Source organism: Pseudomonas sp. HP_08 (assembly GCF_055284095.1).
In genome coordinates this window covers 40,545-53,535 of the sequence record NZ_JBTOQC010000051.1, presented here as the reverse complement: position 1 = coordinate 53,535, position 12,991 = coordinate 40,545, and the positions used below count along the sequence as shown (strand labels likewise).

Here is a 12,991-nt window from a genome sequence, read left to right as displayed (position 1 = left end):
GAGATATCGCCCGTTCGGTGGCGGTGCCGCGACAGAGCCCGGACGAGACTAGCTGAAAGTTAATAGCTCAAAGCCATTACCAGGAAAAATTTTTGCGCCGTTCTTTGCAGGCTGTCCCGAGGATCGGGGTCACGGGTACCTGGCCGTGTTCTAATGCGCGGCCATTCGGGGCGTTCATACCCGTGCCCTTAATCACTATTCGAAAAGGACATCACTTCAGTGACCCGGGAAATCATCCTGATGCGCCATGGCCAGCCGGATCTGGCCAGCATTGCCAGGGTTTCACCACAAGGCATGCAGCGCTGGATAGCCGACTACGAACACTCGGTAATCATCGATCAACCGGTGCCCGACTCCAGTGCCGAACTGGCTGCCAGAGCGCGCATCGTCGTATCGAGCAGCGCACCACGGGCGCTGACCTCGGTGGCCGCGCTGGGGCGTGAACCGGATCGGGTCGATGCCCTGTTCTGCGAAGCACAATTGCCCCACGGCCGCTGGGCGCAGCCGCGACTCTCGCCGTTCACGTGGGCATTTGTGTTGCGCATGCTCTGGCTGTGCGGCGCGCATGGCCAGGTCGAGTCGGTACGCACGGCCACCGCCCGCGCCAGGGCGGCGGCGCAGCAGCTTCAATCACTGGCGGACAACGGCAGCGTGCTGTTGCTCGGTCACGGCTTCATGAACCGCATGATCGCCAGGCATTTGCAGGCCAGTGGCTGGCAACGTCACGCCAATAGCGGCAGTGGCTACTGGGGTGCTGCGGTGTATCGAATCAGCAAGGAAGCGCAAGGGGCCTGATCGGGCCCGTCAATTCAGCGAGATATTGCGCTGTACGCCCTCGTCGGTATTCACATGGCTCAGGCGTCCTTCGCGGTCGAACAGCAGCCAGTCGGCACCGCGGCAACGCACGCTCATGTCGTAGAAATCATGCAGCGGCCACTCGATCACCGCGCACAAACGGTCGGTATCGCGGTGGATCAAGTGATAGCGGGTTTGCTTGTCCACCGTGGTATAGCCGATCCCCAGCCAGTGCTCGAAGGGGAACAGGATCACTGGATCCTGGTCCTCTTCAACTTCACCCCAGTCGATCAAGCGGTAACCTTTACGTTCTTCCTTGCCCTCCAGCACCAGGACCGGATCTTCGCCCTGCATGCGCTTGAGCCGGTACTCGGTGACCTGGCCGCCGGGGCTGAACAACTGATTGCTGTCTTCATAGGTTCGTGCGGGCATCGGTTCGCGGCTGACCAACCGGCGCGAGGGCAAGCTGTAGCACCAGAACTGGCTGGCGCTGGTCGAGCTGTGCAGCCACCAGTTTTCGTGATGCGCATCGTCATTGATGTGAATGATGTCGCCGGGCAGGTCACTGACATGCCACAGCGTGGCAAAGCCGCGATCAACGTCCACCACCCGCACCTGCTGACCCAGGCCGATGGTCCAGGCCATGCCGTCGAATGATTTGGCATACACCGAGAGCTTGTGCACGCCCAGGTCGGTCGCCGTGCGGTTGACCAGGTCCAGCTTGCTGATGCGCCACACACCGTCGTGGCGGGCCAGCACCAGCGCCACTTGCCGGCTGTGGGCCATGACGATGGCCTGGGCCGGCACCGCAAAGTGCGACAGCGTCTTGCCGGTGGCATCGATCACCACGGCACCCGCCTCGCCCAGCGCCAGCAGGTAACGCGAACCTTCCATCGTCACGGCGTCGAGAATCGCCCGGCTGCCGCGTGGCGGCGCGCTCCATTGATGGTGTTCCTTGACGTGTTCAAGCCCCGTGCGCGACACGGGCAACAGCGCCATGCCCGGCAGGTCGGCCTGCAACAGGCTGTCCTGGCTCATCGTGACCAGCGCTTGCAGCTCATTGTTGGAAAAGCGCCCGTGACCGCTGGCCTGATCGGCAAGAATCGCATGGGTCATCGCCCCGCTGAGCCAGGCCAGTGCTTGCGGCTGATCCTTGTTCTGCAACAACGCCTCGGCCAGCGCCGCACGCTCGGCGCAACGCTGTGGGTCATCGCGCAGTTGCTCGACCCAGGTGCCGTAGCCTTCAACGGTGTCGGGCAACAGAATGGCGCGCTTGACCAGCGCATAGACCGCCAGCTTGCCGCCGGCCGCTTCAGCATTGAGCAACCATTGCGCCGCGCGCTGGCGTTCGGCCGGCAGGCGCCAGATCACGTCCACCGCTTGCAGCCACATGCCTTTGTCGGCAAAGGATTGCGCCCACTCAAGGTGCAGACGGTTGGCCTGCTCGGGCCATTTGTCGCGCAGCATCAAGGCCGCATCGGCAAAGGCATCGTCACGCCGGGCCACCAGCAAGGCACGCTGCCAGTCATCGGCCAGGCACAGCAAGCGCACCAGGGTCGACGACGGCATGTCCCAGCCCAGCGCCAGATCGGCCGCCTGCTGGTAACGGCCATGTTTTTCCAGGTAGTCGAGCGCTTCCTGACGGACTTTCAGCAGCTCGGCGAGGATAAACACCGCTTCATCGATCCGCCCTTCGCGGTCCAGGCGCTCGAAGGCCTGGCGGTAAATCTGCTTGAGGTGCGCCTCCATGTCCTCCTCGAACAGCATCGAGCGACCGGGCGCGGTGGTCTGCCTGACGTTCAGGTCTTCGCGCCGCTGTGGCGTACCGAACGACTGCTCGACCGGGCCCTGGCCGCTGCCCAGAGGAATCGCGTGGCGCAAGGCTTCCTGCAGGTCGCCGTCTTCGAACATCTCCAGCATGCGGCGCATATAGGCCGCCTGGCGCTTGCCGTACAGATCGGACAGGCGCGAGTTCTGGGTCAGGCGGGTCAACCAGCGCCGCCAGGTCGCGGGCTTGTGCCAGGCGCGGGAGGCGCGTGGCGGCAAGGCTTGCACGGCGGGTTTTGTCGCGGTCGGTACCGGCACCTGGCGCACCGATGACGGGCGGCGCAGCAGTGTGCGGATGCCCAGTAATAACAAAGCGAACAGCAGCGCAGCGACGATGATGACCACCGCTGAAGACTCGGCAGAAGCCCCCTGATGACTGGCCTGCCCCGCCAGACCCGCGACCAGCATCACCCCCCCAAGACCCACCGCCACCTTTAGCCAGGCTGGAGTCGGGTGATTGTCAGGCTTTTGCCAGGGATCGTTGGCGCTCGGGCTGGACGCTTGCCCGGACGGCTTTCCATTGCCGGTGCCGGTGCCGGTGCCCTTGCGCTTGCGATCGAGCAGCGCTTGCAGCACCTCGGCCTGTTCGGGGCTGACTGGCGGCAACGAGTCGCCGAGGATTTCGCGTACATCGCGGGTCACCGCCAGGGGTTCGAGCTCCGGTTCCGGCAGGATGCTGCGGCAATCGTAGGTGTCCAGCAGCGTATAGGCGCTGACATCGAGCCAGTCACCGGGCGCAATCGGCGTCGCATCGCGCAGTTGCAAGGCGCTGACCTGGCTGCCGCGCACCAGCCAGACATCGGCGGCTGGCAGGCTTTGCAGTTCATGCGCCGTCAACCGTGCCGAACACAGCGCGCGGCCCTGGCGGATCAGCGGCCAACCCAGCTGCGCCTCGCAATACACCGACTGCGGCTGGCGAAACTGCAATAAGTGGCCGTCGGCGAAGCGCCAGGCGCTGGCGCCGGTTTGCCATCGTTCAAGGATCAGGCGTGCGCATTCATCATCGCTAAAGCGCTCGACAGGCAACCACAGCCCTTCGATCTGTTGATGCCCGGTCAATACCGGGCGGCGAATCACGGTGGCGTCATGCTCAGGCATCGGCGTCTTCCTTGTGTTCCAGCGTGTGCTTTTCGGTGAGCTGGTTGCACATCACCTGCAAACGCAGCCGGCGCCAATGCACCGAATACACCAGCAGCTCGCGGGCACTGGTGATGGCGGCGACCACCGTGCTGAGATTGCAGAAACTGACTCTGGCAATGGGTTCAGTGGTGGTGAACAGCACATTTTGCTGGCCTTCGCACCACAGTCCAACGCTGTGTTTGTCGGGGCTCAGCAACACCAGCGCATAACGTAGGCTGCCTTGCAGCACCAGCAAACCCAAGGCCTTCCAGCCCGGCGCCAGAAGAATGTGCTCAGGTTGTTGCGGCGCCGAGCCTTCGGCGGCGAGCAACCGCCAGCGCTGGCTGCCATTTTCGACAGAACCCAGCGCACAGCCGCCTATGGACTTGCGCCACGCGGGGCTGGCGGCGAACAACACTTCGCTGGCGCCTGCGGCATCGCCAATCATGCCGCCACACATCTGGTTGCCGTCGACATCAATCGAATGGGCGTACAACCGCCCGCCTTCGTTGCGCACATAGGCCACCAGTTGCGCGTCAACCTTGGCCATGCCGAGCACTTTGTCGGTCAGCCGGTGGGTTTTGTCCTCCACCGACGCCACCAGGGACTTGCCGCCGCGGGCGATCCAGTACGCCAGATGGCCCTGAGTGTCGAGCAGAAACAAACGCCCTCCCTGACGCCCGTGCAGCCAGGCGATGGGCAGCCAGGTGGCGGTGCCCGGCGGCAATTGCAGCTCTTCGCGGCCCGGTTTGTCGACCGGCCCCAGGCCGCGCACGTTCCAGAAGGTCAGGTAGTTATCGTTGCTCATGACCGCCGCCACGGTACGGCTCATGAACGTCACCGCCAGTGGCGTGCGCTCGGCGCTCCAGTAAGGCGTATGGACCTGCAGGCTGGTTTTGCGCTCGCCAGACGGCAGCCGGATCACCGCCATGCCCGGCTCGTCGAGCAATCTGAGGGCGATATAGTTGCCGTTGGACGAAATGACCGGCGGCAGGGTCAGCGACACCCTCGGCACGCTGCCGCGCACCACCGATCTGGCCACTTCGTCCTTGAACTGACCCTTGAGCAGCGGCACGGCCAGCTGTTCGTCCGGTATCGGCAGTGTCACGCGCCGGGTGGTGGCGGCCTGCACCTCGAACGCCAGATGCTTGCCGTCGAGGCTGCGCTGCACCTGTACGCGATGGGTACACGGCTGGTTATCCGCCCTGGCCAGGCGTTGCCCCACCAGCCAGCACTCGCCAGCGGTGTGCGGCTGTTCGCCAAGCCAGGTGCGCCAGGCTTGCCAATGCGCGTCGCTGACCATTTGCCAGGTGCGCGCATTGAGCAACTGGCGCAGCTGTGCGGCGCTGTCCAGTTCAAACAGGCAAGGGTCGTTTTGCAGAATGCCCCAGCGCAGTTCGGCGCCAGCCTCTTCTGCACGGCGTGCCAGCAGCATCAGCAGCGCCAGGTGCACCAGACGCGCGGCGCCCAGTTGCAGAGGGCCGGCATCGAACAGCACGACAATCAGCCGGTTGGCCTGGCGGGCACGGTATTGCGGCGCCAGGAACAGGTGCTCACCGACCACCGCCCGGCGCAGGAACTCGTCGGGCATCTCTTCGGCCAGCAGCCATTCGCTGGACAGCAACCGCTCATACGCGCCGCGCCGCTGCAAGTCGCCCAGGCCATCGGGTTCCGGTACGCCGCCCTGTTGCAGGCCGCGCAACGGGCCCAGCAACGGATTCAAACGCCCCAGCAGGTCAGAAAACAGCGGCAGATACTGCGGCGCAAACCATTCCAGCCATTGGCGCCAGGGGTGCAACGATTCAGGTAATTGCATCAGCCTTTCGCCCACCAGGTTTCGATGCGCTGCAACAGCGCGGCGTTGAGTGGCAGCAGCCGGTCAAGCGGCACGGCGAGCGTGGGCGCATGCCAGAGCAAGACCGGTGAGCGGGCAAACGCGGTTGCCAGTGCCTGCCCCAACAGATCGACCGGCACGTCCGGTTCCCAGCTGGTCGGCAGCCATAACCCCGGCGCTTGCGCCACGGTGCAGGCGTACTCGACCCCTTCGACCCACGGCAGGTCCGCCGTTGCGCCAGTCACCACCAGCACCTCGCGATTGGCCGTGGCGCGCAAACGCCCGGCCTGCCCGGCCTCGATCAACGCCAGCCGCGCATGCAGGCGCTGCGCCGCCTCGCCCCAGGCCACGGCCGCTTGTGGCTCGGCAGGCGTCAGCCTGGGCCGCCAGCGCCAGGCCATTGCCAGGCCGGTCATACGGCAAACGTCAACAGTCGGGTCAGTTTGCCGCGCGCATCCTGCAACGATGCCGGCATTGTCTCGCTGTTGAAATTGGAGTCGATCTCGCGCAGCAGGCTCTCAAGCTGCTGGTTGGACGGCGGCTCGCTGCGCGCCAGGTACTCTTCAGCGGTTTCCAGCAGCCGGTTGAGCCGCGACATCGGCTGCAAGGTCGCCTCTTCCACTGCGCTGAACAAATGGCTGTTGCTCGACCCGGCGAACAGTTCACCGAGGATCTCGCGGCCACTTTGCTGGGTTTCCTGGGTCGGCAGCACATACAACAGCGGCCACAGGTCAGCCTCGCTGGCTTCGGTACGCCCGCCGAGCAAGGCAGCGGCCGCGATCAGCCGTTGCGATTTGACGATGCGCCGGTCGGACAACTGGATGCCGGCCTCGCGCAGACGGCGGATCGCCTGAGCCAGCAAGGGCCGCACGGCGGTCAGGTCGACATTGCCAAGGGCCTGGCTCAGCGTGTCCAGTTCGTTCAAGCCCAGCAACGACGGCACCTGGCGCTGCTCGCTCTGCCAGCCACCGGCAAGCATCGCCTCAAGCTGGTTGTCCGGCACCGAGTCGACAAACAGGTGCAGCAGAAAGCGGTCGCCGAACGCGGCCAGCGCTTCATCCTCGGGCAAGCCGTTGGAGGCCGCTACACAGACCCGCAGCGGGCAATCGATTTGCGTGTGGCCACGGCGAAAACGCCGCTCGTTGAGCACGCCCAGCAGGGTATTGAGAATGGCTGTAGAGCCGAGGAACACTTCGTCGAGAAAGACGATATCGGCCTCTGGCAGCATGCCGCTGACATCGGTTTCTACCGTGCCTTCGCGCAGTTTTTTCAGGTCGACGGTGCCGAACAGTTCCGATGGCTCGGTAAACCGTCCCAGCAGGTACTCGAAATAGCGCCCGCCCATCGACTGCGCCACGCGCCGCACCACCGCACTTTTAGCGGTGCCGGGCGGGCCGATCACCAGGATGTGCTCCTGGGCGACGGCGGCCAGCACAATCAACTCGGCCAGTTGCTCGCGGCCCACCAGACCTTCGGTGGCGGTGCGTACGACCTGGCGGATGTGTGTGGCGGCGCTGTGCAATGAAGCGTTCATGAACATCCTTCCCTGAATTCAAACAGGCCTCATAGACCGGAAAAAAACCGAAAAGATCCGTAACACATCTGGCACACCCGCCTTATGACCGATCGGTCACTGCAGCCGACACAGCACTGCGCCGAACACAAAACAGATATTTTCATTTCAGGATGTGTTGTCTACGATGGCTTGGCATGGACAAATCCGCCGCCTATGGACTGCCTGATGAACCTGTCTCACTCGACAAAAGTGGCCTTTCTGGTCGCCGCCACGTTTTTCATGGAAAACCTCGACGCCACGATCATCGTCACGGCCATGCCGCAGATGGCGCACAGCTTCGATGTGGCCGCGGTCGACCTTAACGTGGCCGTCAGCAGTTACCTGATCGCACTGGCAGCGTTCATTCCCATCAGTGGCTGGCTGGCCGATCGCTTCGGCGCGCGCCTGGTGTTCGCCAGCGCGATTGCGATGTTCAGCTTCGCGTCCTTGTTGTGCGGGCTGAGCAGCAGCCTGGAAGCGTTTATTGCCGCGCGGATTCTACAAGGCATCAGCGGCGCCATGATGGTGCCGGTCGGGCGCCTGGCCGTGCTGCGCACCACCGAGAAAAAAGACCTGGTCAAGGCCATCGGCTACATCACCGCGCCGGCGCTGATTGCCCCGGTGCTGGGGCCGCCGCTGGGCGGGTTGATGGTCACCTATGCCAGCTGGCCGTGGATTTTCTACATCAACCTGCCACTCGGGTTGCTGGCGTTTATCGCGACCTTTTCGCTGATCCCCAACGCACGCACCGAACGCAGCCGGCCCTTCGACTGGCTGGGTTTCCTGTTGCTGGGCAGCACCTGCGCCGCCTTGCTGTACGGCTTCGAGTGGCTGGGCCAGGACCTGAAAAACTTCCTGCCGGCCAGCCTGTTGTGCCTGGGCGCCTTGTTGCTGGGCGCCTGCTCGCTGTGGCACATGCGCCGCAGCCCGCACCCGTTGCTGGACCTGAGCGTTATCAATATCCCGACCTACAAGGCCAGCCTGATCGGCGCCTCGCTGTTTCGTGCGTGCATCACCGCATTGCCGTTTCTGCTGCCACTGATGTTCCAGCTGGCCTTCGGCTTGTCGGCGGTGACGGCAGGTTTTCTGGTCATTGCGGTGTTCGCCGGCAACCTGGCGATGAAGGCGTGCACCACCTGGGTGATCAACCGCTGGGGCTTTCGCCAGGTGTTGCTGGTCAACGGTGCGCTGGGCGTAGCGGCCATCGCCGTGTGCGCCAGCTTCGATGCGGCGATGGATCATCGCTTGATCATGTTGCTGCTGTTCTTGGGCGGGCTGTCGCGCTCGCTGCAATTTACCGCCTACAACACCCTGGGATTCGCCGATGTGCCGCAGCCGCAGATGAGCAATGCATCCACCCTGTTCAGCATGATTTTTCAATTGAGCATGGGCCTGGGCGTGGCGATTGCCGCCCTGCTGCTGCGCGGCGCGATGCTGGTACACGGCAACGAGGGCACCGCCGACACGGCGGATTTCCAGCTGGCCTTCATGCTGTTGAGCGTCATGGCGCTGGTGGCGATGTACGACAGTTTTCGCCTGCAACCGCAGGCGGGTGCGGCGGTGTTGAATCGTCCGTGACAGCGCGTGGCTAGCCCACCACTTTACGCAAGACTCTGGACAGCTCGTCGACCGAATAGGGTTTGTGCAAAAGCTCAAACCCGTCTGTTCCACTTTGCGCCAGAACATGGCTATAGCCCGAGGTCAGTACAACGGGTAATCGCGGGTAAAGCGTGCGTATTTCCTGGGCCAGATCGATACCGCTCATGCCAGGCATCACGACATCGGAGAACACTACATCAAACCGGTTTGAACCCACCTTGAGTTCATTCAAGGCGTCGTGGGCGCTGGTGGTCAAATACGTGACATATCCAAGTTCCGAAAGCGCCTGCTTGGCGATACTGCCCACATCGGCGTTATCTTCCACTACCAGCACTCGGGTGCCATGCCCTTGTTCCAGTGTTCGCACCGGCATCTCGAAAGGCGGTGCCTGCACTTCCTGGCTGACGCGCGGCAAATACAGGGTAAAGGTCGAGCCTTTGCCGATCTCACTGACCACGGCCACTTCACCGCCCGACTGTTTGGCAAATCCAAAGACCTGACTCAGTCCCAGGCCGGTGCCTTTTCCGACGCCCTTGGTGGTGTAGAACGGCTCAAAAATATTATCGAGCTGAGTGGCAGAAATGCCCGTGCCGGTATCCGTGATCGAGATGGCAACGAAGGGACCTTTGACAGGAGGATGAAGCCGAATCATTGGCATCGACTCGACGCCGCGCACGGTAATCGTCAACTTGCCCTCACCAGCCATGGCATCGCGCGCATTCGCGACCATATTCACCAGGGCGGTATCGAACTGGCTAAGGTCCGCATTGACGAAGCAGGACTTCTCGGGCAGTTCAGTCACCGTTTCAATGCGAGATCCGGTCAGGGTCTCGATCACTGCACTGATGCTGCGCACGCTGTCACATGCCGCGAACACTTTGGGTTTCAGCGTCTGCCTTCGTGCAAACGCCAGAAGCTGCCCAGTCAGTTGCGCGGCTCTGTCCGCCGTATCGGAAATCGCCTGTATGTAGCGCGCTCGCCGCTCATCACTGAGATTCGGACGCTGTAAAAGGTCGGTGGATGAGCGGATAACCGTCAACAGATTGTTGAAGTCGTGGGCGACTCCGCCGGTCAACTGACCTACCGCTTCCATTTTTTGCGACTGTCGCAAGGCCTCTGCCTGCTCGCGCTCGGAAGTCACATGACGGCCAGCGGCATACACACGGCCATCCTGGAAACTTCCAGTCCAGCTGAACCACCGGTAAGACCCGTCTTTATGCCGCAGCCGATATTCAAACGGTACGACCAAGGGCTCCTTGAAGATTCCTTCGAAGGCTGCATGGGCTCCCTCAAGGTCTTCAGGGTGTGTGAAATCGGAAAACCTGGAGCCCTGAAGTTGCTCTTCTGTCCAGCCCAGTTGCTCATGCCAGCGGGCATTCACCTCATCAAGCGTGCCGTCAGGCGAGGCAATGACCAGCAACTCTCTTGAAAGCCCCCACGCCCTGTCCCTTTCCTGTTCCCTGAGGGCCAGGCTGGCCGCATGCTTTTTCTCCTGAGTGACATCGCGGGCGCGGCAATAGACCTTGCCCTCCTCCAGAACCGCCACCCATGACAACCAACGATAACTCCCGTCACGATGTTGATATCTGTTTTCGAACCGAAGTACCGGACGTCCGTCTGCCGCATCGGAAAAGACCGCTTCGCTTGCACTGAGGTCGTCCGGATGAACAAACGAAAGAAACGTGGCTTGCAGGTCTTCTGGCGACCAGCCCAGCACATTCAGCCAGGCAGGATTGGAGGCTTCAATTACGCCCGAGGCACTGATGACTGAAAGAAGATCCGGACTCAGCAGCCATGTACGACTTCTTTCAGTCGCCCGTTCATGGACCTTGCGCTCAAGCTCCGCGTTTAAAGCGCGCAACTCGTTTTTGCTTTTGAGCAGGCGCTGGTCCAGCTGGTGTCGTTCAATCGCCAGTGCAGCCGTTTGTGCAATGACCTGAATGGCTTCTATATCGCTGTAGGTCGGGGCTCGCGGCTCACCGTAATACATCGCAAAGGTACCCAGGACAACCCCGTCAGAGGCGGTAATAGGCATGGACCAGCAAGAACGCAAGCCATGGGAAACGGCCAGTTCGGCATACCCTTCCCACAGCGGGTCGGTGGCAATGTCAGTGACATAGACCGGCTTTTTTCGAGCGGCCGCCGTACCGCATGAGCCGATACCCTCACCGATGGCAATGCCATGGATGGCCTGATTGTAGGCATCGGGAATACTGGGGGCGGCGCCGTGCAGCATGTGTTGGCCATCTTCGCTCAGGAAAAGAACGGAGGCCATCATGCTCGGGCGATGCGCTTCAACAGCGATCAGCAGATCGTGAAGCACCTCTGCCACCGGCACGCCTCTGGCAATCTGACCCAGAACGATTCGCTCACGTTCTATCAGTGCCAGCGGCGAGAATTCCTCTTCTGCACCTCGCTGCACAGCGGGCGATGTAGCGTCTTGCTCTAACACGCTCAATTACTCTCCAGATCATCGACGCCTGAAATGCGCGTGACCACAGAAATTGAAGCATCATAAAGCTGCGCGGCAAGTGCGACCAGCCCATTGGGCTCAGCTTCACCGGTGGCCAACGCGATCACGCCAGAACACCGCCAGCAGAAACGAAGAAAGCCAGCAGCTTTTCGGCTTTGTGGGGATTTTGCCCGTAGTTGTTACCCGGAAAACTGGCCCAGATATTCGAGCACTTGAGGATGGCCTGGTCGACTCTACCGGTCTTGATATCATCCAGTGCGTGACGCTCGCGGATCTGTTGCAGCGCCACACGATCCTGATTCTCCGGGATATATCCGCCTTGCAGACGCAGACTGTCCCGGTAAGCATCCCAATAGCGGGACAGCAACTGATAACGGCCCGCTGCGGTACTGGTGACAGGCTTGCCATTGATGGGAAAGGTCAGGCGCTGCCGTGGGTGATCAAGGTAACCCGTGAACAAGCCACCGCCATAGAGGACGTTGTAACCGTCGTCGCTTCCTTTGACGGTCGAAGTGCCTTCCGAATAAGCAATCATGTCCAGAAACGCGACCACATTTTTTCCACCGGCGGCGGATTCAATAATTCGTGCCATTCACTTTCTCCAGACGTAAAGAAGCCGCACTCATACAATGCTCAGCGACCGAGGGCTGTTGTCCAGGCGGGATTTGTAATCATTGCAGCGGCTCTAGACTGCGAGGCCGCCAGCATTCAGGGGGATCAGGGTTTCGTGTGGGGAGACTTTTTTCGAGAACGGCATGAAAAACTCCTTATGCGAGAAGTAGCGAATATTGAACAGATCAATAATGTCGCCAGCCGCCTATCCTCTTGCGGCGCCGACCAAGAATATGCCACTGCGTCGCGTATTTAAATAGCCGCCGCGCATGCCGTTTGTGACGTTTTAAATGCTGCAAGGATCTGTTTGCTGATCCCGTCCAGCACTTGGGGTCCAGGTTATGACCTGGTCATGATTATGCTGTAGGGTCTGTACGAAAAGTTGGCGACCGGGCATAGCCACTTTACGTACAGAGCCGAACGTACTGAAGGAACTACCACTGTGGAACTGCTCCCCTATTTACTCCTGGCTGCTCTGATCGCAGTGATCTTCTATGCGCGCAAGCGAGGCAAAGAAAAGCTCGATGTGGAATTCCGCGCAGCTCTCGCAACGCTCAACATCGAGCAGTACAAGCTGCTGGTGGACAAGGTGGTTACACCAAGTACCGATAGAACGGCTGAGGTTTACCGCATCGTGCGGAACAGCCAGGACAATTACTTCCTGTACCTGAAGATCGGCAGCTCCCCCGGCATTCTTAAGCCCCTGTCCAAAGAGCGCGCGATGCTGGCGGTTCAGGCAAACGGTTAGCCCTTTCTTACGCACGAATGAAAAACCCGCACAGTGGCACGTCAGGAATTGATCGGGATATGATCAGGCCATCAAAGGACAGGTGGCACTTATGAAACTATGGATTGGATTGGTACTTGGCCTGGCGCTGAGTGGATGCGGAACCGTTCGAACAGTGTCAGACCAGGCGAAAGCCGTGGACGACCTGGCAAGGTGGCAGACCGACTGCCACACGATCCCTCGGGCCTATAGCGGCGTTGCCTATCAGTTTTGCAACCTGAATGGCCCTCAGCGATCAGGGGCTCACTGGGCGCCCTTCCCTATCTTGCTGGACATGGCCGCGTCGGGCGTTGTTGACACCGTCATCCTTCCCTATACCGGTTATCAGCAATACAAGCGCGGCAACGTACCTATTCGAAGACTCGCGTACTGACAATGCCGCTCGGGCTT

At 61.4% G+C, this 12,991-nt stretch carries 11 protein-coding genes; 4 read left to right on the top strand and 7 right to left on the bottom strand.

The window, feature by feature from the left end; translation table 11 throughout:
• The first annotated feature begins 219 nt into the window (after positions 1-219).
• Positions 220-795, top strand: a complete 576-nt coding sequence (locus ACYAS9_RS26655; protein WP_463571421.1) for a histidine phosphatase family protein — start codon at positions 220-222, stop codon at positions 793-795.
• A gap of 9 nt (positions 796-804) precedes the next feature.
• Here ACYAS9_RS26655 and ACYAS9_RS26650 read toward each other — a convergent pair whose 3' ends face one another.
• Genes ACYAS9_RS26650 through ACYAS9_RS26635 form a run of 4 tightly spaced genes read right to left on the bottom strand, consistent with a single transcriptional unit; the run spans position 805 to position 7,109 of the window.
• Positions 805-3,720: a bpX6 domain-containing protein gene (locus tag ACYAS9_RS26650; RefSeq protein ID WP_463571420.1), complete on the bottom strand. Its 2,916-nt coding sequence runs from the start codon at positions 3,718-3,720 to the stop codon at positions 805-807.
• The gene (locus tag ACYAS9_RS26645) at positions 3,713-5,557 is read right to left on the bottom strand and encodes a hypothetical protein (protein ID WP_463571419.1); all 1,845 of its coding nucleotides are present in this window, start codon (positions 5,555-5,557) and stop codon (positions 3,713-3,715) included. The genes ACYAS9_RS26650 and ACYAS9_RS26645 overlap by 8 nt, the downstream gene beginning before the upstream one ends.
• Positions 5,557-5,991 carry a bpX5 domain-containing protein gene (locus tag ACYAS9_RS26640; protein ID WP_463571418.1) on the bottom strand — a complete coding sequence of 145 codons (435 nt, stop codon included), beginning with the start codon at positions 5,989-5,991 and terminating at the stop codon, positions 5,557-5,559. The genes ACYAS9_RS26645 and ACYAS9_RS26640 overlap by 1 nt, the downstream gene beginning before the upstream one ends.
• Positions 5,988-7,109: an AAA family ATPase gene (locus ACYAS9_RS26635; RefSeq protein ID WP_463571417.1), complete on the bottom strand. Its 1,122-nt coding sequence runs from the start codon at positions 7,107-7,109 to the stop codon at positions 5,988-5,990. The genes ACYAS9_RS26640 and ACYAS9_RS26635 overlap by 4 nt, the downstream gene beginning before the upstream one ends.
• 207 nt (positions 7,110-7,316) lie before the next feature.
• Between ACYAS9_RS26635 and ACYAS9_RS26630 the strand changes: the two genes are divergently transcribed.
• Complete coding sequence (locus ACYAS9_RS26630; RefSeq protein WP_463571416.1) at positions 7,317-8,708, top strand: MFS transporter; 1,392 nt, start codon at positions 7,317-7,319, stop codon at positions 8,706-8,708.
• A gap of 10 nt (positions 8,709-8,718) precedes the next feature.
• Here ACYAS9_RS26630 and ACYAS9_RS26625 read toward each other — a convergent pair whose 3' ends face one another.
• From ACYAS9_RS26625 to ACYAS9_RS26615, 3 genes are read right to left on the bottom strand one after another with little or no spacing between them, the layout of a single operon-like run.
• Positions 8,719-11,181, bottom strand: coding sequence for a PAS domain-containing protein (locus tag ACYAS9_RS26625; protein ID WP_463571692.1), 2,463 nt, complete (start codon positions 11,179-11,181; stop codon positions 8,719-8,721).
• 2 nt (positions 11,182-11,183) lie between these two features.
• On the bottom strand, positions 11,184-11,309 hold the full coding sequence (locus tag ACYAS9_RS26620; RefSeq protein WP_463571415.1) for a hypothetical protein: 126 nt from the start codon (positions 11,307-11,309) through the stop codon (positions 11,184-11,186).
• Complete coding sequence (locus tag ACYAS9_RS26615; RefSeq protein WP_463571414.1) at positions 11,306-11,794, bottom strand: glycoside hydrolase family 24 protein; 489 nt, start codon at positions 11,792-11,794, stop codon at positions 11,306-11,308. Before ACYAS9_RS26615 ends, ACYAS9_RS26620 begins: the two co-directional genes overlap by 4 nt.
• Before the next feature lie 462 nt (positions 11,795-12,256).
• On the opposite strand from ACYAS9_RS26615, the gene ACYAS9_RS26610 reads away from it, so the two are divergent.
• Together ACYAS9_RS26610 and ACYAS9_RS26605 are read left to right on the top strand one after the other, a co-directional pair.
• A complete protein-coding gene (locus ACYAS9_RS26610; RefSeq protein WP_463571413.1) occupies positions 12,257-12,562 on the top strand; it encodes a hypothetical protein in 306 nt (101 codons plus the stop codon).
• Between the two features lie 91 nt (positions 12,563-12,653).
• The gene (locus ACYAS9_RS26605) at positions 12,654-12,974 is read left to right on the top strand and encodes a YceK/YidQ family lipoprotein (protein WP_463571412.1); all 321 of its coding nucleotides are present in this window, start codon (positions 12,654-12,656) and stop codon (positions 12,972-12,974) included.
• Positions 12,975-12,991 lie beyond the last annotated feature (17 nt).